Below are 22,641 nucleotides of genomic sequence, written 5' to 3'. Positions count from 1 at the left end.
CGCCGGCCCTGTACATTCAGCTCATACCGAAACGCTGTAGCTGACCGCCCACCGGTAACAGCTCGGCAACGAAGTTGCGGAATACCCGCTAAATTTCGTACACTGCTCATGCGTTAATTACTCCACACGTTTAATTGATGCGACCGACGCCCGGGACCGCATATCCTGGGCGTCACCCTCTCCAAACATCATCACTGTCACGGCATAGATTTCTGCCACCAGTGATTGCACTCGGTACCCTTTGGCCTTAAGCCGCTTACTCTCGCTTTTATCCAGCACCCCATCGGATGTGAATTCATTATGTGCCTGGGCAAACTGCCCCAGCGCCGCCATCAACTCGTTGAACTTGATCAGTAGCTCTTCGTTATCCACCTGACCGACTTCCGGCAGCTTCACGAACACGCCACCAGCACGACGACACATTGCCTCTGTGATATCAGTCCGGCCCGAGATCGATTCCATCTCGGCAGCCATGCCAAGCGGTACTACCTGACCAGCGATCTGGCGTACCCGATTACGCAGCGCGTTTTCGGTACCAGTTAGCGGATCCAACTGCTTGGCCATGGCGCTGTATTTGCCAGGCGTCAGGGTGATCAGCTTGTGTATGGCTTCGCTGATATCGTCCTGGGTTGGAAAGTCTCTGTTGTCCACAAGGTTTCCCCCCTTCTGTGGTTTTGGTTAAGCCGCTGGGGCGGTAGACTTTTTGTAAAGCAGTGGGTTAAACACAAGCCTTCCCCCCGTTCGCGCAAATGCCTCAGCTGCGCGCCCTTTCGGGATTAGCATTCCAGGCCTTTTTCTCCATTGATAAAACGCCTCTGGAGAAATGCCGAAAAATGCAGCAGCTTTGTTTGGATTGCCAAAGTAGTCCTCCAGCTCTTTAGTGGTCATAACACCCTCCTTTTCTAAGAATACTTAGATACTATTTCCTAATTTAATTTTGGTCAATAAAAACTAAGATAACTTAGCTTTATTTGATTGAGGGTGATGCTTTGGAAACACTCGGACAGAGACTAAAAGGGCTTAGGAAGGCCAAGAAACTTACCCAGGCTCAGGTAGCAAAGGCGCTGAAAGTTAGTGACGTTACAGTGGGGTACTGGGAGCGTGATCTTAATGAGCCGGGCGGTAAGTCTCTTACAGGGCTAGCCAGGTATTTCGGTGTAACAGAGGAATATCTACTTTATGGGAAAGATGATGTTTCCAATGTAGCGCCGGCCACTCTCGGCTCAACAAGAGTTCCTTTAATTAGCTATGTGCAAGCTGGTGTTTGGACGGCTGAAAGTGACGCGAGAAGCTTGGAGGGGAACGTAGACTATCTGCTAACAGAGCAAACCCTATCCAAAGGGGCTTTTGCATTAAAAATCAAAGGGAAATCAATGGAGCCTGACTTTAAAGAGGGCGATTTGATTATTATTGATCCAGACATAAACCCTCTCCCAGGCGATTACGTCGTAGCAAAAAATGGAGAGCATGAGGCAACTTTCAAAAAATATCGTTCGCGTGGCGTTACCCAAGATGGCCAGGACGTCTTTGAATTAGTCCCACTAAATCCTGATTATCCCACCAAAAGCTCGCTTACAGAACGCATTGAAATAATAGGTGTTCTTGTTGAGCATCGACGTTTATTGCGCCGCTAAAAACCCCTTTTCAATCCTTCCTTAAAACCTGTGTCCGCAGGTTTATGAACTAAAATCTAAGTTTATTTAGTTTTTTAGCTTGACGATATAGCTAAGTTATTTTAGATTTAAGCCATCATCAGCGAACAAGCAGGACGCCCACGAAGTAGCCGCCCGAGGCGTATGAAGAACGGGATGATTCGCTCAGTAGTGGTACTCGGTAAGGAAAGCAGAGTATGAGCAAAAACGGATGTAGAGCAGTGGTGTTTAGCGTTTTGGCGGGGTCTGTCATTTGGGGCGCGCTGATTGTAGCAGTGATACGTATCGCCGGATAAGGGGGATCTTAACGATGAAACCTACAGCACTTAAGCCCGGTATGCGGGTACTGATTCAGCCACATTATGCTTTAGGTGAAAAATACCACGGTACGTTTATAGAACGTGTTCCACGCCATTTCACTCGGGCCGCTTACAGCATCATCCGGGTTGATGAGTTTGCGGGGGCTAAAGGCTCTGATGATCTGGGTGATACACCATATGGTGATTACGACGTTTCGCGCCGAGTGTCACCACTGAAATAGCATGCGCCGTGTCGGCGGCACCGTAGCGAAAGCGAGCGCGGATATCCGACGAAATTACATATCAGGTGGCGTACTGTCCGGTCCCTTAAACCTGGATAGTCTAAGAACCACCGGAACGGTGCGCCACCTGATGTGTGAGTAATTAACCGGGAGGATCTGCGCTATGCGGGCGCCCTCCCATCTTTAAACCCGATTTTCCCTCAGCGAAAAGTTGCCAATTCTGGCGGGGCTTCGCTTTGCCGAAAATCAGTGTGGGGTAATTAGCGATGTTCAACACAATCACGATTGATACAGAAACAATGGATGTAAAGCCATCGGCAGTGATCCTTTCTATCGGTGGATTCGCTTTCAATATTCGGGATGTAAAAGGCGTTCAATCATCGATCCTTGAGATAGCCCGCAATCCAGAGCTAGCGAACTACTCCCCCGCCGCTTTTTATGGGTTGGTTGATACCTTCGGCCAGTTGATGCAAGGCCGGACAGTTAGCGCTCAAACGCAGCAATGGTGGCAAAAGCAGGAAGAGGAAGCGCATGAAGCGCTTGCAGGCCAACGTGAACCACTGAGCCAGGCGCTGGTTAACCTTACCGCGTGGATCCAAAAGCACCCGGACGCGCGCATATTCTTCCGCGGCACCGATTTTGATGGTTCGATCCTCGAAAATGCTTACCGTACCTGCGGCCTAACCTGCCCTTGGCATTTTGCCGGTAAGCGCGATGTTCGTACGTATATCGATGCCATGGTGAAAGGTACCAAAGGCTACCTGCCCAAAACCCACCAGCCATGCTTTGCCATGGTTAAACACCACTCCCTGCATGATGCCATGAATGATGCAGAGCAGATGGCTATCGCCTACCAGGTGAATTCTCAACAGGTAGCTAATTGTGGCTAAACCATCTGCTGAACGTAAAGCAGAACAGCGCGCCCGGCAACGGGCCGCTGGTGATGTGCTTCGGGAATTGCGCCTGGATGCGCAAGAAAACAAAATGGTCGAAGAGGCTTGCGTGATCCGCCGTCCTGGCCGGAAACCGTATGATTTCAATGAGTACGTTTCCATGCTGATCCGTAAAGACCATGCGGAACTGAAAGAAAGGCTCACGGAGCTGAATGGTAAGAAGTGCCAACGGTGCGGCGAACGGCTGCCGGTCGGTAAGTGCTGTCTCGATACCGAGGCGGCATGCTGGGTAAACCTCGGCTGGCATGATCTTAAATTAATGTGACGTGTCACACCCGTATGCGGCGGGCTATGTGTGGAGAAAACCTATGCTACAGATGTTAACCCTTGAAGAATGGGCAGCGGAGCGATACCGCAGTAAACCGCCCTCACTGAATACTTTACGACGTTGTGCAAAGGAAGGCCACTTCGCCCCACCAGCACGTAAAGAAGGCAAGTTATGGCGTGTACGTGAAGATGCGGAGCTGGTTGGCCCGCTCACTTCCCCAATCATTAAGCACACTGACAATCCAAAGTTACTGAGGATCTTGAGCGATGGCAGCCCGTCCACGTAAGAATAATGTTGATATCCCTAACCTATACCCGCTATTTAGCCGCAAGGTCAACAAGGTGTATTGGCGGTATCGACATCCAGTAACGGGAAAGTATCACGCCCTTGGTGATAATGAACAGGAAGCCCGTGAAATTGCGATCGAAGCGAACAGCCGACTGGCGGAGCAGCGTAGCCGGCAGATCTTGGCTCTAAGCGATCGGTTGGCTCGGATTAAGGGTAAGGAAATTACTGTCAGTACCTGGCTCGATCGCTATTGGAAGATTCAAGAGGAACGCTTAGCCACGCAAGATATTCGGCCAAACACTTTTAAGCAGAAACATAAACCCGTGGCGTTGATGCGCCACAGTCTTGGCATGAAACCCTTACCTGCTGTTGATGCTCGCGATATCGCGGCAATCCTTGACGAGTACAAAGCTATTGGGCAGGCCCGTATGGCTCAGGTTGTGCGTTCTGTTTTGATCGATGTGTTCAAAGAGGCTCAACATGCAGGAGAGGTCCCACCGGGTTATAACCCTGCAGAGGCCACTAAGCAGCCGCGGAGGAAAATTACACGCCAGCGCTTGAACTTAGAAGAGTGGCAGAAAATCTTCGATATTGCTGATAAACAGCATCAATACATGGGCAATGCGATGCTCTTAGCCATAGTCACAGGGCAGCGCCTGGGTGATATCTCAGAGATGAAATTCAGTGATGTCTGGGATGATCACTTGCATGTTTCACAAGAAAAAACAGGTTCCAAGTTAGCAATACCGCTTTCTCTTCGATGCGATGCTTTGAACATATCCTTGCGTGAGGTTATCTCGCGCTGCCGAGATTATGCTGTAAGTCCGTATCTAGTACATTACTTCCGTTCGACATCAATGGCCCAGCGTGGCGCCAAAGTTTCCGGTAATACGATGACAACCAACTTTCGCAAGGCCAGAGATAAAACTGATATTGATTGGGGAAACGGTACACCAGCAACATTTCATGAACAGCGTTCGCTCGCCGAGAGGCTGTATAAGTCCCAGGGCGTAAACACACAGATACTCCTGGGACACAAAACACAATCTCAGACGGACCGCTATCATGATGATAGGGGCAAGGATTGGATCAAAGTCAGCTGCTAGCTTTAGGTGTATTAGCTCAGACCTGAGCTGACAGTTCCCACGGAGAGAACGGTATCTTATCAACAATCGGCTTTAAGCGAAGAACAGACGTTACACTTACTATCCTTACCCCCCCCTAGATTCACTAACATGGCTCTAAGATATCTGGTAAACTTGAGTCCATTCGCATATCTTGTTTACATATGATGAATCAGTGATGGACTTGTAAATAATTAAAAAACATTGAAAATATTTGAATAACGTTTAGTATCTTCTTAGTGACCGCGGAATGATGTTTTTTAGGTGTCAAGCTAATTAAAATCATCGTAAAAAACCAATTTTGCGATTTTAGTTAGATTCCTTGTGAGTTGAGTTGGTTTGATAGTTAAAGATTTTTATTTACGGAGTGTTTTATGATACAAGAACTTACTTTAAAAAATTTTAAATCCTTTAAAAAATTAGATTCATTTAAAATAAATGATCTCACAGTTATTGCGGGAAAAAATAACTGCGGTAAATCTTCTATACTTCAGAGTCTTTTATTGTTGAAGCAAACTTTAATCAAAAGAGATGGGGGTCAATTGGAATTAGAGGGAGAATACCTAACTTATTCCAACTTAAAAGAAGTTTCATTTTCAATGCCAAGTGTGAATAGAGCCAGCATTGGATATGAGTTTGTAGTCTCAAACTACTCAAAAAAAGGTCGAATTAATCTTTCATTTGGCAATAAAAAGAAATTAGACCACTACTTGCCAATTGTTAGTGAGTATAAAGTCGAAGTGCATAATGAAGTCGGAAATAATAGAAAAGTAAACTTTCTTAATTACAAATTAAAAAAGAAAGACTCTCCTGTATATTTATCTTCTTTATTTAAAAATGATCGAATTGAAATAGGTGGCACGGAGACTATTTTATCTTCTTTTTATCCGGAGGTTTTTTCATTTAATTTAGTGGAAAAATCAAGTAATGAGAAGCCTCGTATAAATAAAATGTCATTTCCAGTGGAACTTTTCTTCAGTAGTGAAATGCAATTAACCGACACATTAATTGAAGATATACGCAATATAAAATACCTTGGACCATTAAGAGCGTTACCAAAAAGAGCATATGTCCATTTCACTGAGGTAGCATATGAATTACTCCCATCAGGGGAGAATGCGGCCCATGTATTGTGGGCGCGACAAAATGAATCCGTAAAGTTTAAAGGTAAAGAGTATAAGTTGAAAGAGGCTTTAAACCTTTGCATTGAAATGATGGGGTTAAGTCAAGAAGTAACACCATCAAGAATAGGTGATTTAATATATAAGATTAATTTAAAAAACAAGGATAGCAATGCCGACGTAACAATTTCTGACGTTGGATTTGGTTATTCTCAAGTAATTCCTATCATATTAATGTGTTTATTGAGCAATCCTGGTGACCTGATTTTATTAGAACAACCAGAAATTCACTTGCACCCCTCAAGCGCGGCAAATTTGGCTGACTTATTTTTAGCCTTTATTGCAGATGGAAGACGTATTATCGTTGAAACCCATAGCGCTGAAATGATTAGCAGACTACGCCTTAGAGTAATTGAAAAGGTAGACTTAAAAAACAAGATTAATATAGCATTCATTGAAAGTTCGTCCGAGAAACAACCGCAAGGAGCGACAATAAGACAATTCCATATTGATGAAAATGGTATGTTCCCAGAATACCCTGATGGTTTTCTTGATGAGTCGACTAAAATAGCAGATGCAATAATAAAAGCGCGAATCTCAAAAAATGATTCTTTAAAAGCTCCGTGGGAAAAATAAAATGGCCAAAGTCACTTTCTGCCCACATCATATAATCGATATCAAGGAAAATATTACTCCTGAAGTAATCGAAAAGTATTTCATTGAACCTTTAGTTAACTTCTTGGAAAACGCGTTTAATAACGAATTAACTGTATGTGTATCTCAAACCCTTATGACTGAATTTGAGAACACTCATCCATGGCGATTAATGAATGATCCGATTTGGAAAAAATGGATTAATGATTGGTATAGTCTTTTAAAACCTCTCCTTAGTAGAGCAGAAATCCTTAAACATCCTATATTAGATGGTGAAGGCTTGACTCGTTGTGATGAACTTCCAGCGCATATTAATAAAATATTTGACGATTTTCTTGATGCAATTGCAACGCATACGTTACCGAATAATGCTAATGAAGAAGCAATTTTCATCCCAACTCCATGGTGTGCTAATTTTAACGAGTTTATTACAATAGATAGTCCTGAGCAGATAAAATTTGCTAAATTTACGTGGTACAAAATTTATCCATCTAATCTTCCTTGTCAAGGCGAATTTCCTTTTGTACCACCTGAGGCATGGAGGCGCAGCATTATACCTCGTAAAGGTAATGCTCCGAGTCACGGTTATATAGATTCAGCTCGTCGCGAATGGATATGGGACTTATTACACAAAAATCATTGGGATGTACAAAACCCAGGTGGTGGAAGAGATAATTATACAAACGTATCACCTGAAGGGAAAGTTTTAGACAATGATTGATTGTCTAAATTCTTTCTAACTAAATACCACGTCCTATGGACGTGGTTATCGGTTTTAGCTCTATCAATAATGCTACTCATGGGAAATCCATATCTATTATATCCATAACTGATATGGAATTTTCCATGAGTAGGATTGAAAACGAATCGCATGTGATATGGCATTGTCAATACAATATAATTTAGACTTCCAAGTGCCGATTTCTAATACTGAAAAACAAGGTAGGGAATTACGCTAATTTTTCTAACTTTTCAATTGAGTACAAGTGAAAGTGCTTTGTGTATTGGTAACAAATATGGGTGAACCTGTTTACTAAGTTAACTAACCTTTGTATAAGTATTTTTAGTTTATTTCGGCGGTGTAAATAATGTCCATTTTTTTGCACAGAGCAGCCCTGTCAGATTGGGGTTGGTTTAGTGCCCTAGCCGTGTCAGATCCGAGGTATAACACTTGAGGGTTCCCCCTCAAACTTTTACTCTTTCTCAAACCCAAAGGTCACGCGATGCCGTGTTAAGTATTTTTTATTCTCCTCAAACAGCCCATCAATTTTTGAGTCCAAGGGGATTTTCAAATCACGAAGCAGACCTGCAAATTCTGTCTTGTGCAATAAGTGCCCATTATCATCAAAACTGATCATGCCCCGATCGAACAACCTGTCCAGGTTAGGAATGAGGGGGAATCCGTTGTAAGGGTCAACTTTCTCTTTGTCATTTGAGATAGACCACGAAACAATATGGGACGCGGTTAGCATTGACTCAAGCGCAATGCCTGTGACCGCGCATTTTCCGCCCCACTTCTTAAATAATTTATCTCGGTAGGGACCGTGACCAACACGAGCCTGAATGATGGTTTCTTTGGTGCTTCCGGTTGCTTCTTTTACCTTAGCAGTCTCTTTATTGAAGTCTATTGAGACATTTTCACTAATGAAGCTTGCTATCATTTTTGCCGCGACTTCGGGAATCTCACACATATACGTTTGTGTGCACGAACCATTCTCGGCAAAGACTGATGGACGACTTGACTCATTATATGAACTCATAAATATCTCGCTAAACTGCGAAACATCGATCGGGTGCTCCAAAACGGTCAACTCTACGTCTACTCGAGTGCCCTCACGTTCCCATTTATCAAAGGAACGACTAAGGGGGCGTGGTGCAGGTTCTGCGTCGGCCGTGGCGGTAGCCACATAGACTATCTCCCTATCCTTATTACAAAAGATGACGTCTCCGGCTTTTACGCCCTTTACTGCCTCCCACGAAGCATTGCTGAACTTTTGCCCATTCTTGTTCATGCCATATTGTGGAGCCCAGAGGAAATTCTGCTCTTTAACTTCTTTATAGCTACTACCAATGTTCACCCAGAAAAAGCTCATTCATACCTCTTGTAGGATTCTTTTCTCATGACGAAAAGTGCATTTATAGGTAGTTTATCGGCAGTTTTACAGCAAAATTTAGACTCTGCTCAACCTTTAGAGCTTAATTCTCAAAAGCCCCTAAATGGTAGAGTTTTGATAACTTGTTTTGATAACGTTTTGATAACCGTTGCATTTTGAATAATAAAAAACGGGAACCATCAGGCTCCCGTAATCATTCAGCGCTAAAACACACTTACATGTGTTTAACGATAGCGTCGCCAAACTCTGAACATTTCAGCAGCTTAGCGCCTTCCATCAGACGTTCGAAGTCGTAAGTCACGGTTTTAGCCGCGATTGCGCCTTCCATGCCCTTAACGATCAGGTCAGCAGCTTCGAACCAACCCATATGACGCAGCATCATCTCAGCGGACAGGATGATGGAACCTGGGTTCACTTTGTCCTGGCCAGCATACTTAGGCGCAGTACCGTGGGTGGCTTCAAACAGCGCACAATCGGAACCGATGTTGGCACCAGGGGCGATACCGATACCACCAACCTGAGCGGCCAGGGCGTCGGAGATGTAGTCACCGTTCAGGTTCATACAGGCGATCACGTCGTATTCTGCCGGGCGCAGCAGGATTTGCTGCAGGAAGGCGTCGGCGATCACGTCTTTAACCACGATCTCTTTACCGGTGTTCGGGTTCTTGATTTTCAGCCATGGGCCGCCGTCGATCAATTCACCACCGAACTCTTCACGTGCCAGTTCGTAGCCCCAATCCTTGAAGGCACCTTCGGTGAACTTCATGATGTTGCCTTTGTGAACCAGCGTCACTGAATCACGATCGTTGGTGATAGCATATTCGATAGCCGCACGAACCAGGCGCTTGGTGCCTTCTTCGGAACAAGGCTTAACGCCAATACCGCACTGCTCTGGGAAACGGATCTTCTTCACGCCCATTTCGTCGCGCAGGAACTTGATCACTTTGTCCGCTTCTGCAGAACCCGCTTTCCATTCAATACCGGCGTAGATGTCTTCGGCGTTTTCACGGAAGATCACCATATCGGTCAGCTCTGGCTGCTTAACCGGGCTTGGTGTGCCCTGATAATAACGCACCGGGCGCAGACACACGTACAGATCGAGCTGCTGGCGTAGTGCCACGTTCAGAGAACGAATACCGCCACCCACTGGCGTAGTCAGTGGGCCTTTGATCGCTACGCGGTAGTCACGAATAAGTTCCAGTGTTTCTTCCGGCAGCCACACGTCTTTCCCGTAAACGTGGGTGGATTTTTCACCGGTATAGATTTCCATCCAGGAGATTTTACGTTCGCCGTGGTAGGCCTTTTTAACCGCTGCATCCACCACGTGGATCATGGCAGGAGTCACGTCAACGCCAATACCGTCACCTTCGATGAACGGGATGATAGGGTTATGCGGAACAACCAGTTTACCCTGGGCATCAACCGTAATCTTTTTACCTTCTGCCGGAACAACTACTTTGCTTTCCATCAACCTCTCCTTTCTGTCTTCAAGCGCAATTTTTGTTAATGCTTTGTAAGATGCGTGTCAATACTACTTGAATATTCAGCTCGCGCCAATCCGAAACGGATTAGGCTATAATGCGCTTATCATTCGAAATCTCAAAGACCATGACTAAATTCTCTGTTAAAAATCACCAAGTTAAACGATTCAGCCGCAGTAAACCCGCAGCACGCCAGAAATCCCAGGCGCCGCGGCGAGTGGTCATCTTCAACAAACCCTTTGATGTGTTACCACAGTTTACCGACGAAGCAGGCCGCGTCACTCTGAAAAAATTCATTCCTTTCAGCGATGTTTATGCCGCAGGAAGGCTCGATCGCGACAGCGAAGGCTTACTGGTGCTGACCAACGACGGCAAGCTACAGGCACAGCTAACCCAGCCCGGCAAACGCACCGGTAAGATTTATTATGTGCAGGTGGAAGGCGAACCCCAGGAGAGCGATCTGGCCGCATTGCGCCTTGGCGTGACGCTGAACGATGGGCCAACCCTGCCCGCCGGAGCGGAACGGGTTGAAGAGCCAGAATGGCTATGGCCGCGCAATCCACCGATCCGCGAACGCAAGACCATCCCCACCAGTTGGCTGAAAATCACGCTCTACGAGGGCCGAAACCGCCAGGTGCGTCGCATGACGGCACATATCGGCTTCCCTACCCTGCGCCTGATTCGTTACAGTATGGGCAATCTTTCTCTGGGGGGCTTGCAACCTGGGGAATGGCAGACCGTCGATTCACTATAAGGAACCGCCATGTTTAAGCCGCACGTCACCGTTGCCTGCGCGGTTCATGCCGCCGGTAAATTTTTGGTGGTCGAAGAAACCATCAACGGTAAAGCCCTGTGGAATCAACCAGCCGGCCATCTCGAAGCGGATGAAACGCTGGTCCAGGCCGCCGAGCGCGAACTGTGGGAAGAAACCGGCATCCGTGCCAAGCCGCAGTCTTTTCTGCGGATGCATCAGTGGATCGCGCCAGACCGCACGCCGTTTCTGCGCTTCTGCTTTGTGATTGAGCTGGAGCAGCCGCTGCCCACCGAGCCGCAAGACGATGATATAGACTGCTGCCTGTGGCTGACCGCCGAGCAGATCCTGGAGGCTGAAAACCTGCGTTCACCGCTGGTGGCCGAGACGATCCGTTGTTATCAGCAGCCGGAACGCTACCCGTTGTCGCTGGTTGCCAGCTTTAACTGGCCGCTTTAACGGCAAATAAGGGCCGTGCGCGCAGGCGGCCAACGTGGTAAAATCCTGCGCTTGTTTTTTATCGCACAGTACGTGTTCAAGTTCGTGAGATCCCCATGTCAGACAACAGCCAGAAAAAAGTGATCGTCGGAATGTCCGGCGGCGTCGACTCTTCCGTTACCGCCTATCTGTTACAACAACAGGGCTATCAGGTCGCTGGGTTGTTCATGAAGAACTGGGAAGAAGACGATGACGAGGAATACTGCTCGGCCGCCACCGATTTGGCCGATGCACAAGCCGTCTGCGACAAGCTGGGCATCGAGCTGCATACGGTGAACTTCGCGGCGGAGTACTGGGACAACGTGTTCGAGCTGTTCCTTGAAGAGTACAAGGCGGGCCGTACCCCTAACCCGGATATCCTGTGCAATAAAGAAATCAAATTCAAAGCGTTCCTGGAGTTTGCGGCTGAAGATCTGGGGGCGGATTTTATCGCTACCGGTCACTATGTCCGCCGCCAGGACGTGGACGGCAAAAGCCGCCTGTTGCGCGGCGTCGACGGTAACAAAGACCAGAGCTATTTCCTGTATACCCTGAGCCACGAGCAGGTCGCGCAAAGCCTGTTCCCGGTCGGTGAGTTGGAAAAGCCAGAGGTCCGCCGCATTGCGGAGCAACTGGAACTGGTTACCGCCAAGAAAAAAGACTCTACCGGCATCTGCTTTATCGGCGAACGTAAATTCCGCGACTTCCTGGGCCGCTATCTGCCAGCACAACCTGGCCCGATTGTTAGCGTCGACGGCCAAACCATCGGCGAGCACCAGGGCTTGATGTACCACACCCTCGGCCAACGCAAAGGCTTGGGCATAGGCGGTATGAAAGACAGCAGCGAAGATCCGTGGTACGTAGTGGATAAAGACGTCGCCAACAATATTCTGGTGGTCGCTCAAGGCCACGAACATCCGCGCCTGATGTCTATCGGCCTGATCGCCCAGCAGTTGCATTGGGTGGATCGCCTGCCGTTGACACAACCTCTGCGCTGTACGGTTAAAACCCGTTATCGCCAGCAGGATATTCCCTGCACCGTGACGCCGCTAGACGCCGAGCGCATCGAAGTTCGCTTCGACGAGCCGGTCGCAGCCGTCACCCCAGGCCAGTCCGCCGTGTTCTATCAGGGCGATATCTGCCTGGGCGGCGGCATTATTGAACAGCGTATACAGGAGTAACCGTGGCGAAGAATTATTACGACATCACGCTGGCCATGGCCGGGATTAGCCAAGCGGCCCGTCTGGTACAGCAGTTGGCGCACGAAGGGCAAATGGATAGCGAAGCCTTCCATACCTCACTCAACAGCCTGTTGCAGATGGATCCCCCTTCTACCCTGGCGGTGTTCGGCGGCGAAGAGCGTAACCTGAAGATGGGGCTGGAAACCTTGATTGGCGTACTCAACGCCAATAACAAAGGCCCGGCCGCCGAGCTGACCCGCTACACCATCAGCCTGATGGTGCTGGAGCGCAAGCTGAACACCAACAAAACGGCGATGAATACGCTCGGCGAGCGGTTGAGCCAGTTGGAGCGTCAGTTGGCGCATTATGAACTGGGTTCAGATACCATCATCAGCGCCCTGGCCGGTATCTATGTCGATGTTGTGGCACCATTGGGGCCGCGCATCCAGGTAACAGGTTCACCCGCCATCCTGCAAAATCCGCAGGTACAGGCCAAAGTTCGTGCCACCCTGCTCGCCGGTATCCGTGCCGCCGTGCTGTGGCAGCAGGTTGGCGGTAGCCGCCTGCAGTTAATGTTTTCCCGTAATCGTCTGCTCAAGCAGGCGCAAAATATCGTTGCTTATTGTTAAACTTCCCAGGAGTTGCTACCGATGGAATTATCCTCACTGACCGCCGTTTCCCCCATTGATGGACGCTACGGTGATAAAGTCAGCGCACTGCGCACCATTTTCAGCGAGTATGGCTTGCTGAAATTCCGCGTGCAGGTTGAAGTACGTTGGCTGCAAAAACTGGCCGCTTGCGCAGAGATCAAAGAAGTTCCCGCTTTTGACGCCGACGCAAACGCTTACCTTGATAAGATCGTCGCAGAATTCAGTGAAGAAGACGCCCAGCGCATCAAGACCATCGAGCGCACCACCAACCACGACGTTAAAGCGGTGGAATACTTCCTGAAAGAAAAAGTGGAATCAGTACCTGCTCTGCACGCCGTGTCTGAGTTTATCCACTTCGCCTGTACTTCTGAAGACATCAACAACCTGTCCCATGCGTTGATGCTACACACTGCGCGTCAGGATGTGGTGTTGCCACACTGGCGCAAAATCATCGAATCCATCAAAGGGCTGGCGCTGGAATATCGTGATATTCCGCTGCTGTCACGTACCCATGGCCAACCCGCTACCCCGTCTACCGTGGGTAAAGAGTTTGCCAACGTGGCCTACCGGATGGAGCGTCAATATCGCCAGTTAGAGCGCGTTGAGATCCTCGGTAAAATCAACGGCGCAGTAGGTAACTACAATGCCCACATCGTCGCCTATCCGGAAGTGGACTGGCACCGTTTCAGCGAAGAGTTTGTCACCTCGCTGGGAGTGACCTGGAACCCGTACACCACGCAGATCGAGCCGCATGACTATATCGCCGAGCTGTTCGACTGCGTGGCACGTTTCAACACCATCCTGATCGACTTCGACCGTGATATCTGGGGTTACATCGCCCTGAACCACTTCAAGCAAAAAACCATTGCCGGTGAGATCGGTTCTTCCACCATGCCGCACAAGGTTAACCCGATCGACTTCGAGAACTCCGAAGGCAACCTGGGCCTGGCTAACGCGGTACTGGGCCATCTGGCTAGCAAACTGCCGGTTTCCCGCTGGCAGCGTGACCTGACTGACTCCACCGTGCTGCGTAACCTGGGCGTGGGCCTGGGCTATGCGCTGATTGCCTATCAGGCCACAATGAAAGGCATCAGCAAGCTGGAAGTGAACCGCGCACACCTGCTGGACGAACTGGATCACAACTGGGAAGTGCTGGCCGAGCCGATCCAGACCGTGATGCGCCGTTACGGTATCGAAAAGCCGTACGAGAAGCTGAAAGAGCTGACCCGTGGCAAGCGCGTAGATGCAGCCGGTATGCAAACCTTTATCGATAGCCTGGAACTACCGGAAGACGAGAAAACCCGCCTGAAAGCCATGACGCCAGCTAACTACATTGGCCGCGCCACCACCATGGTTGACGAGCTGAAGTAAGCGCCTTCCCTTGCAGCTTTAGAGGCTCTTTAGTTACCCGCCCAAGGGCGGGTTAACTTTAACCGAGCTGAATCTGCCCCCCTATGAAATAACAAGCCCTGCCGTTTATAGTGAGCTATCTGTGAAACGCCGCCCTTTATGGTAGAAAACTCGATCGTGCTCACCGATGGGTCTTAGTACACGGCAGGGAACGCCCGCAGCGACCACGTCTGCAGGCACATCCTTGGTCACCACGCTCCCTGCACCAATAACGCTGTTACGACCGATGGTAATACCAGGGTTAATGATGACCCCACTACCAATCCAGACATTATCTTCAATGGTGACGGGCAAAGAAAACTGCTGGCCGGTAATACGCACCGCAGGATCCACTGGGTGCCCCGTGGTAGATATCGTGACATTCGGCGCAATCATCACGTTGTCGCCAATCAGCACCTTACCGTCATCCACCACTACCAGATTAAAGTTGGCGTAAAAGTTTTCACCAATAGCGATCTGGCTACCATAAGCAACATGCAGTGGCGGCTCAATCCAAACGTTCTTGCCGACGCTCCCCATCAGTTGACGGATCAGCGCTTCACGTTTTTTTTGCTCTGAAGGCCGCGTATGATTAAAGTCATAAACCAATTCTTTTCCGCGCAGGCGCTCTTCTGCCATACCTTCATCCATATCAGTGTATAAACACCCACTGGCTAACTTTTCCCGTTGCGTCATCATCGTATTATCCTTGTCGTTGACTATGCCATATTCCTTACGGCTTCTGGTTCAGGTTTAAACGCTGACAGCGGCCCACGTCCCGACAAAGTGAAGACTGATATCAGAGTAAACGATAGCGCAATAAGCCCCAGAATAAGGTAGGTTCCGTGGAAGCCGACTTTTTCATACATATTCCCGGCAAAGACCGACATGAACATAATCGCTAATTGTTTAAAGAAACAGAAACAAACCAGATAAATAGTGGCAGAGAAGCGCACCTCAAATACCGAAGTGATATATTTAAAACAGCCAACGATCAGGAACGGAATTTCAAACATATGCAAGGTTTTCAGAATAACCACTTCTACCGGTGTAGACGCAAATGAAGAGCCGATAATACGTATCGACATGATGAGCCCCGCGAGCAACAGCGCATTCTTCCCACCGATGCGGTTAACAATGAGCGGGGCAAAGAACATGATTGACGCATTCAGTAACTCTCCCATGGTGGTGACATAACCAAAAACACGCGTACCTTGTTCGCTTGATGAGAAGAACGAGGTGAAGAAGTTGGCGAATTGCTGATCAAACACATCATAGGTACAGGAAACGCCCACCACATACAGGGCTAAAAACCACAGTTTAGAGTCTTTCAGTAATTCGAACGCCAAGCGCAAATTAAACGGCTTACTGTTAGCCCCCAATTTGTCAGCAACCTGGGCGGTACTGCCTGCCTCAGGTTTAGCGATAAGTAACAGGATCGCCAGTATCACGGCACAGCCAGAACCGAGCCAGAATACAAACTCGTTGTTGATGGTGAACATAATGCCGACCACCGAGGCACACAAAGCCCAGCCCACACAGCCAAATAAGCGTGCTCGGCCAAATTCAAACGAGCTGCGGCGGCTTACCTTCTCAATATACGCCTCAATGGCTGGCGCACCCCCGTTATAAATAAAACCAAGGTAAATCCCGCCAGCAATGGAACCCAAGACAATATTAGTGCGTAATAGCGGGCCGAAAACATAGATAAAGAACGGTGCGAATAATATCAGCATCCCCGTGATTATCCACAGCAAGTGTTTTCTTAACCCCAGTTTATCTGACAGCAGGCCAAATATCGGCTGAAACAGTAATGAGAAGAAGGATATGCTGGCAAAGATAATGCCGGTATCGCTTTTACTGACCTGATTGATGTCATGCAACCAGATAGGGAAGAATGGGAAGTAGGCCCCCATGATGAAGAAATAGAAGAAGAAAAACAGCCCAAACATCCAGAAGTTGGTATTTTTTAAATAGTACATGCGAACTCCTTGTGCAAAACCCAAGCGCGTTTGAGTCCATACTCAGGTACGCGATATTATTTATATATTCATCAGGTAGGATGATGGATGTTTTTCTGTATTATAAAAAGTTGGGTTGTAGTGAGGTGCTAAACCCACTACTCCAGTCACATAGATAATCCTGTGACTGGAGTAAACAAGTGCGACCAAGAATCCATCCCATGATAAATAAGTATTATTCACCGTACTGCCAAACCAGCTTATAGTTATAGTGCTCAGCATCCAGGATAAAATCCGGGCTCACACTCGGGCTCCATGAATCATCGCCGCCGACCCCCATGTGGAAACCATCTATATTGACCCAAACCCCCTGCTCCGGGCGCAACAAATGGTTATGCGAGGTATCCGCTAATTGTTGCTGACTATATTGGCTGAGGCCAAAGTGGAAATCCCCCTGCCACCGCCAACGACCAAATTTCAGTTGGCGAGTATTGCAACGCAATCCATTCTCCGTAGGGAAAATGTATGGCGTCTGTAGCTCAGAAAGCGGTAACGTCCACCGCCCAAGCTGAGCGGAAAGCTGGCGGTCAGGGTAGTTTTCGTGTGGGCCTAACCCCAGCCACGTTGCTTGTTCGGCAACCTCCGCCAACTGGCAGCTCAAGCCAATCCGCGCCGGTGCTGGAATTCCGTAGGCTACATCAACATTGACATCAATCTGCAGTTTACCCTGGCAGTCGATCAAATAGGTCTTGCGGCTGATGAACATGATGCTGTTTTGGTAGGCATAAGCATGGGCCGTGCGGATCTGCACGCCTTGTGAAATCGAATCGGCTTCACATTGCAGTAAGCGCGTTTCTAGCGCGTACATACCCGCTCTCTTCCAACGTTCTACCCATGCATTAGGATCGATGTGAGCGGCATCGCTCACACCAATGTCATTATCAAGCGGTGCACGGGTAAAGTTGTCGCGTAACGGCGTCAACAGAGCGGCGTTTTCATCCTGCCACCACTGCTCAAGCAAACCGGTTTGCCGATTGAACTGCCAGCGCTGTGTACCCCACTCAATGCTGAAAGCGTCATTATGCTCGTTTAACCGAGGTGACTGCGCCTGAACGTCATTGTGATCGATTGGTAAGGTTAATGGTCGAGGTAAACGCCACTGGTCCCAGGCACAACGATGATGCTCTTCAGACCATGCCGTTGCCTTGATTTGGCGAACCTCCACGTTCAACCACAGTTCACCGCTCTCTTTCAGTTCGGGAATATCACCCAATACGATTTTCTGTGTCCCCTGCGCCGCTAATGACAGTTCAGCCTCTCCCTGTGCGATAGCTTTCCCGTCCAAGGCTACATTCCAATAAAGCCGCTCGTTATCGCTGGTACGGAATAAATACTCACTGTTCACTTCAATCGTTAACGGCTGCTGTTCGAGCAGTTGGAACTGGAAAAACTGCTGGGCACGCTGCGCTTCAAACAGTGCCGGGTGCGGGCTGCGATCGGGGAATACCAGCCCGTTCAGACAAAATTGGCGGTCGTTAGGCGTATCACCGAAGTCGCCGCCGTAGGCCCAATAGGTTTGGCCGCTGTCATCTGTGCGATTCAGTGCCTGATCGACCCAGTCCCAAACAAAGCCCCCCTGGAGTCGCGGATGTTTACGAAAAGCCTGCCAGTAGCGATCAAAGCCACCAAAGCTGTTACCCATCGCATGGGCATACTCACACAGGATCAGTGGGCGGTTTTCATCGGGCATGCCGATCCACTTCTTGATCGACCATTTGGGTACTACCGGGAAAGGCTGATCCTGGTCGACACGGGCATACATGGGGCACACAATATCCGTTGCCGCCGAATTGGCACCGCCGCCTTCATACTGCACCGGACGAGTAGGATCCTGGCTTTTCACCCAGCGATACAGCGCATCATGGTTGCTGCCGTGGCCGGACTCGTTGCCCAGAGACCAGATGATGATGCAGGCATGGTTGCGATCGCGTTGTACCATGCGCGTAACACGCTCGCTCATGGCAGGCAGCCAGAGCGGATCGTTCGACAGCCGGTTCATCGGCTGCATGCCATGCGTTTCAATGTTCGCCTCATCCACGACGTACAGGCCGTAGCGATCGCACAGCTTGTACCACAGCGGGTGGTTCGGATAATGGGAACAGCGCACGGCATTAAAATTATGCTGCTTCATCAGCAGGATATCCTGACGCATAGTGGCTTCATCCATGACCTGCCCCTGCTCAGGATGGTGCTCATGGCGGTTGGTGCCACGTATCAATAGCGGTTGTCCGTTAAGCTTCAGTAAGCCGTTGCTGATTTCAACCTGGCGGAAACCCACATCATAGGCTTCAGCCTCCACCAATTCACCTGATGGGGAGAGCAATTTGACCACTGCGCGATACAGTGCCGGGGCCTCTGCACTCCACAAGGCGGGTTGTTCCACCGGCAGGCGCAGAGTCGTCCGCTCATCATAAGCGCCGCGCTCATCGATTATCTCGCTGCCGAAGGCCTGAGTTTTTTCGCCGATCAGGGCATCTTCACGCCACAGTTGCACCTGCACCTGGTGTTGTTGTGGCTGATGAGCGCGCACCTCTACTACCAGTTCCCCTCGGCGGAAACTGTCACTTAATGGCGTGGTGATAGAGATATCGCTCAGGTGAGTGGCGGGTTTATGCAATAGGCTAACATCGCGGAAAATCCCGCTCATGCGCCACATATCCTGATCTTCCAGATAACTGCCGTCGCACCAGCGTAATACCATCACCGCCAGCCGGTTTTCCCCTGCAACCAAAACGTCGCTGAGATCGAATTCGGCAGGTAAACGACTGTCTTGTGAATAGCCAACCCACTGACCATTGCACCACAGATAAAACGCAGAATTGACACCGTCGAAAATAATTCGGGTTTGTCCCTGTGCTAACCACCCCTCATCGACATTGAATGTGAGCGAATAACATCCTGTGGGGTTTTCTGCCGGGACGAAAGGCGGATTAACCGGGATCGGATAGGTAACGTTGGTGTAAATCGGTGCATCGTAGCCAGCCAATTGCCAGTTTGACGGCACCTGTATTTCATCAGCGTTGTCCAGGTCGCTCTGTAGCCAGGTCTCCGGCACCCTTTCTGGCTGACTAAAATAGCTAAACTTCCAGGTGCCATTTAACGAAGCAGACTGAGCTGAAGCCCTATCTTCTCTTGCATCTTGCTCATTGCGCCAACTTTGAAATGGCGGATGCGCGGGTAGGCGACGGTATTGCGTACAGGCAGGATTTTCCCAGTCTCGACGAGATAAAACAGCGCTGAGTGATTTCCCTGTTTGAGATGAGTTCATGCTTCCCCTTCAAATGTTATACGCTCACAATAAAATGAACAATGCGCGTAGGGGTGTAAAGCAAATATACTTGGGAAAGCGAGGTCGGTCACAAATTAAGCTCAGGGATCGCAACCGATCCCTGACGTTAGCGGCTATTTGCCCTCAAGCGCGGAGATTTGACGTGCGATACGCAGCAACTCCTGAGACAACGATTGCAGCGATACCTTATCCTGATTTATAGCCGCCGTGGTATGCCTTTGCACCAGACTAGTCGTCAGACGCAAAGAACCGGCATGAGACATATGTCGATCTTCCAGACACTGAACCAGGCGTTTAACGCTTTCCTGCCCCAACATCCGAAAGTCCTGCTTAATGGTGGTCAGCGGTGGGTAATAATAAGCACTGTCTTCAGTATCATCGTACCCCACTACCGACATTTGCGCTGGAATGTGCAACCCATACTCCTGCAGCGCGCGCAGCACCCCTAACGCCATTTGATCGTTAGCAACCAATATCGCCGTAGGGTGTTTTGGCAAGCTCAGGATCTGCCCGGCAAGCTGATAACCGGAAGCCGCACTCCAATCGCCATGGAGTACCGAACAAGGCTTCAGCTGATGCTCTGCTAAGGTCGTCAGCCACCCCTGATAGCGCAAACGCGCCGAAATCGAGACCAGCGGCCCGGTAATCAGTGCTATATCACGATGCCCAAGAGCAACGACATGTTCTACCCCTTGACGAGCCCCCTCATAGGGATCAAACAGAATGCTGGAGACATCAGAATCAGGGTCGACGTCCAAAAACAGCGCAGGCACCTCGCTACAAACTTGTTCAATTGCGTGAGCATCTTCAGCGCAGAGCGAAACATTAATCAGCAATCCATCTACCCTTTGCGACAACAGCTCATTTATCGCAGTGCGACAGGCATGAACGCTAAGATCTTCCACCATGGAAATCACCACGTTAAATCCCATCTGGTTTGCCTGCGTTTTAATTGCCGACGCGATTTGAGAAGGTGCGTGCAGAGCTAGTTCTGTAGTCGCCAGCCCCAGCGTAAAACTCTGTTTGCCTGCAAGTTGCTGCGCGACACGGTTTGGTACGTAATTCAGCGCAGCCATGGCCTGCTCAACCTTCGCGCGGGTTTTATCCGAAACGTGTTCAGCACGATTTAATACCCGCGACACGGTTTGGTACGACACTCCAGAATACTCGGCGACGTCATTCAGCGTGACAGATTTAGGCTTCATACGGTTTCTCGCGTCGATTAATGCAAAGAAATCAAGCTAATGAGTATCAATCATAGCAGTTTAAAAAGCTATCCAACCAGGTATTATTGACAGTACGGCCTGAAGGTATTGATTTCAGGCCTTCGGCCCTTAAAGACTGAACCCGTAAATCACACAACCCTTATTTTTTACTAAAAACTGGTGAAAGTTCGCCGACATCACTTACAATGCCAGATAACGAAGTTTGCCGTTCAGGCTGTGAGATAAGGATAGATATGGCAACGCTGAAAGATATCGCGGCCGAAGCAGGAGTTTCATTAGCGACGGTCTCCCGGGTTTTGAATGACGATCCCACGCTCAACGTCAAAGAAGAGACCAAGCATCGCATTCTGGAAATTGCCGAAAAGCTGGAATACAAGACCAGCAGTGCCAAAAAGCATCTGACTAACGCGGTGGTACAGCACCACGTGCTGGCGCTATACAGCTATAAGCAAGAGATGGAAATCAACGATCCTTATTACCTTTCCATCCGTCACGGCATCGAAACCCAGTGCGAGAGGCTGGGGATTGAACTCACTAACTGCTATAAAAATAACCAGCTACCGGACCTGAAGAAGATCACCGGCGTACTGATCGTCAGCAAACCCACGCCTGAGACCCTGCGTAAGGCAGCGGCGTTAACCGACAACATCTGCTTTATTGATTTTAATGAGCCCGGTTCCGAATACGACTCGGTGGATATCGATCTGGCAAGGATCAGCAAAGAGATTATCGACTTCTTTATTGAGCACGGGGCCAAACGCATCGGTTTTATCGGCGGAGCCGATGAGCCGAATAAAGCGGATATCCGCGAAGCGGCCTTTGTAGAATATGGGCGGCTGAAAGGCGTGGTCCGTGAGCAAGATATCTATCGTGGTGACTTCTCTAGCGCCTCTGGTTATGAGTTGGCGAAAAAAATGCTGGCTACCGCGGATTATCCTACCGCGCTGTTTGTCGCCTCAGACTCCATTGCCATTGGGGTGCTGCGCAGCATTCATGAGTTGGGGTTGAAAATCCCACAGGACATCGCCCTGATCAGCGTGAACGATATCCCGACCGCGCGTTTTACCTTCCCACCGCTTTCTACCGTGCGTATCCACTCGGAAATGATGGGGATCCAAGGGGTCAACCTGCTATTGGAGAAGTCCCGTGATGGCCGCGCCCTGCCGCTGCAGGTCTACGTGCCAAGCAAGTTAAAGCTGCGTGAAACCACCAAGTAACTGATCGCTCAAGTCTCGCCATGTTGGGGCGCCGCATGCTGCGCCCGATAAAGCACCAATCCCGCATCCAAACGCCCTGTTATTAGTAAAAAACACTAATAATTACGGGATTTTTTACCTCAAAATACACCAATTTATGCCAATTCTCTCCGCCTACTACACCAATCAGCCATTTCTTTAACCCGATCACAGATCCACTAGCGCAATGGACATAAAGCGTGATCGAGTTAAAGCAAAACAAATT

General features: G+C 49.1%; 22 protein-coding genes. 14 read left to right on the top strand and 8 right to left on the bottom strand.

From position 1 onward, the window contains the following. Window positions 1-117: 117 nt before the first annotated feature. On the bottom strand, window positions 118-651 hold the full coding sequence (locus KGP21_RS12910; RefSeq protein ID WP_021805917.1) for a YmfL family putative regulatory protein: 534 nt from the start codon (window positions 649-651) through the stop codon (window positions 118-120). Window positions 652-678: 27 nt separating this feature from the next. Next, a complete protein-coding gene (locus tag KGP21_RS12905) occupies window positions 679-888 on the bottom strand; it encodes a Cro/CI family transcriptional regulator (RefSeq protein ID WP_179244685.1) in 210 nt (69 codons plus the stop codon). 101 nt (window positions 889-989) lie between these two features. On the opposite strand from KGP21_RS12905, the gene KGP21_RS12900 reads away from it, so the two are divergent. From KGP21_RS12900 to KGP21_RS12865, 8 genes are all read left to right on the top strand, one after another. Then, entirely contained in the window at window positions 990-1,634 is a 645-nt protein-coding gene (locus tag KGP21_RS12900; RefSeq protein ID WP_179247989.1) for a LexA family transcriptional regulator, read from the top strand. Window positions 1,635-1,962: 328 nt separating this feature from the next. Continuing rightward, a complete protein-coding gene (locus tag KGP21_RS12895; protein ID WP_121606627.1) occupies window positions 1,963-2,193 on the top strand; it encodes a hypothetical protein in 231 nt (76 codons plus the stop codon). Between the two features lie 266 nt (window positions 2,194-2,459). Beyond that, entirely contained in the window at window positions 2,460-3,083 is a 624-nt protein-coding gene (locus KGP21_RS12890; RefSeq protein WP_223538399.1) for a 3'-5' exonuclease, read from the top strand. Beyond that, complete coding sequence (locus KGP21_RS12885) at window positions 3,076-3,411, top strand: hypothetical protein (protein WP_223538398.1); 336 nt, start codon at window positions 3,076-3,078, stop codon at window positions 3,409-3,411. Before KGP21_RS12890 ends, KGP21_RS12885 begins: the two co-directional genes overlap by 8 nt. A 43-nt stretch (window positions 3,412-3,454) precedes the next feature. Continuing rightward, a complete protein-coding gene (locus KGP21_RS12880; protein WP_223538397.1) occupies window positions 3,455-3,700 on the top strand; it encodes an excisionase in 246 nt (81 codons plus the stop codon). Further along, the gene (locus tag KGP21_RS12875; RefSeq protein ID WP_223538396.1) at window positions 3,681-4,808 is read left to right on the top strand and encodes a site-specific integrase; all 1,128 of its coding nucleotides are present in this window, start codon (window positions 3,681-3,683) and stop codon (window positions 4,806-4,808) included. The genes KGP21_RS12880 and KGP21_RS12875 overlap by 20 nt, the downstream gene beginning before the upstream one ends. 392 nt (window positions 4,809-5,200) lie before the next feature. Further along, window positions 5,201-6,583 carry a DUF3696 domain-containing protein gene (locus tag KGP21_RS12870; RefSeq protein WP_223538395.1) on the top strand — a complete coding sequence of 461 codons (1,383 nt, stop codon included), beginning with the start codon at window positions 5,201-5,203 and terminating at the stop codon, window positions 6,581-6,583. 1 nt (window position 6,584) lies between these two features. Continuing rightward, window positions 6,585-7,322, top strand: a complete 738-nt coding sequence (locus KGP21_RS12865) for a hypothetical protein (protein WP_223538394.1) — start codon at window positions 6,585-6,587, stop codon at window positions 7,320-7,322. Window positions 7,323-7,794: 472 nt separating this feature from the next. Here KGP21_RS12865 and KGP21_RS12860 read toward each other — a convergent pair whose 3' ends face one another. Together KGP21_RS12860 and icd are read right to left on the bottom strand one after the other, a co-directional pair. Further along, window positions 7,795-8,694: an HNH endonuclease gene (locus KGP21_RS12860; protein ID WP_223538393.1), complete on the bottom strand. Its 900-nt coding sequence runs from the start codon at window positions 8,692-8,694 to the stop codon at window positions 7,795-7,797. A 235-nt stretch (window positions 8,695-8,929) separates the two neighbouring features. Beyond that, entirely contained in the window at window positions 8,930-10,183 is a 1,254-nt protein-coding gene (gene icd, locus KGP21_RS12855; RefSeq protein ID WP_021804667.1) for an NADP-dependent isocitrate dehydrogenase, read from the bottom strand. A gap of 140 nt (window positions 10,184-10,323) precedes the next feature. Between icd and rluE the strand changes: the two genes are divergently transcribed. The 5 genes from rluE to purB all read left to right on the top strand — a co-directional run bounded on the left by rluE (window position 10,324) and on the right by purB (window position 14,626). After that, window positions 10,324-10,950, top strand: coding sequence for a 23S rRNA pseudouridine(2457) synthase RluE (rluE, locus tag KGP21_RS12850; protein ID WP_037374930.1), 627 nt, complete (start codon window positions 10,324-10,326; stop codon window positions 10,948-10,950). A 9-nt stretch (window positions 10,951-10,959) separates the two neighbouring features. Then, a complete protein-coding gene (locus tag KGP21_RS12845; protein ID WP_223538392.1) occupies window positions 10,960-11,406 on the top strand; it encodes an NUDIX hydrolase in 447 nt (148 codons plus the stop codon). A gap of 95 nt (window positions 11,407-11,501) precedes the next feature. Beyond that, the gene (gene mnmA, locus KGP21_RS12840; RefSeq protein ID WP_021178255.1) at window positions 11,502-12,605 is read left to right on the top strand and encodes a tRNA 2-thiouridine(34) synthase MnmA; all 1,104 of its coding nucleotides are present in this window, start codon (window positions 11,502-11,504) and stop codon (window positions 12,603-12,605) included. A gap of 2 nt (window positions 12,606-12,607) precedes the next feature. Then, on the top strand, window positions 12,608-13,234 hold the full coding sequence (gene hflD / locus KGP21_RS12835) for a high frequency lysogenization protein HflD (protein WP_223538391.1): 627 nt from the start codon (window positions 12,608-12,610) through the stop codon (window positions 13,232-13,234). A 21-nt stretch (window positions 13,235-13,255) separates the two neighbouring features. Next, window positions 13,256-14,626 carry an adenylosuccinate lyase gene (gene purB / locus KGP21_RS12830; RefSeq protein WP_021804671.1) on the top strand — a complete coding sequence of 457 codons (1,371 nt, stop codon included), beginning with the start codon at window positions 13,256-13,258 and terminating at the stop codon, window positions 14,624-14,626. 105 nt (window positions 14,627-14,731) lie between these two features. Here the strand turns inward: purB and KGP21_RS12825 are convergent, their stop codons facing one another. From KGP21_RS12825 to KGP21_RS12810, 4 genes are all read right to left on the bottom strand, one after another. After that, window positions 14,732-15,340 carry a maltose acetyltransferase domain-containing protein gene (locus KGP21_RS12825; RefSeq protein ID WP_037374931.1) on the bottom strand — a complete coding sequence of 203 codons (609 nt, stop codon included), beginning with the start codon at window positions 15,338-15,340 and terminating at the stop codon, window positions 14,732-14,734. Window positions 15,341-15,363: 23 nt separating this feature from the next. Further along, window positions 15,364-16,626, bottom strand: coding sequence for an MFS transporter (locus tag KGP21_RS12820; protein ID WP_021804673.1), 1,263 nt, complete (start codon window positions 16,624-16,626; stop codon window positions 15,364-15,366). 214 nt (window positions 16,627-16,840) lie between these two features. Further along, a complete protein-coding gene (locus KGP21_RS12815) occupies window positions 16,841-19,933 on the bottom strand; it encodes a beta-galactosidase (protein ID WP_223538390.1) in 3,093 nt (1,030 codons plus the stop codon). Window positions 19,934-20,067: 134 nt separating this feature from the next. Continuing rightward, window positions 20,068-21,159, bottom strand: coding sequence for a LacI family DNA-binding transcriptional regulator (locus KGP21_RS12810; RefSeq protein ID WP_223538389.1), 1,092 nt, complete (start codon window positions 21,157-21,159; stop codon window positions 20,068-20,070). Between the two features lie 254 nt (window positions 21,160-21,413). On the opposite strand from KGP21_RS12810, the gene ebgR reads away from it, so the two are divergent. Next, window positions 21,414-22,397 carry a transcriptional regulator EbgR gene (gene ebgR / locus KGP21_RS12805; protein WP_223538388.1) on the top strand — a complete coding sequence of 328 codons (984 nt, stop codon included), beginning with the start codon at window positions 21,414-21,416 and terminating at the stop codon, window positions 22,395-22,397. The last annotated feature ends 244 nt before the right edge of the window (window positions 22,398-22,641 follow it).

Source organism: Serratia sp. JSRIV004, from assembly GCF_019968705.1.
GTDB classification, from domain to species: Bacteria; Pseudomonadota; Gammaproteobacteria; order Enterobacterales; family Enterobacteriaceae; genus Chania; species Chania fonticola_B.
The sequence above is the reverse complement of the archived record's forward strand: the minus strand, read 5'-3'. Positions and strand labels throughout refer to the sequence as shown.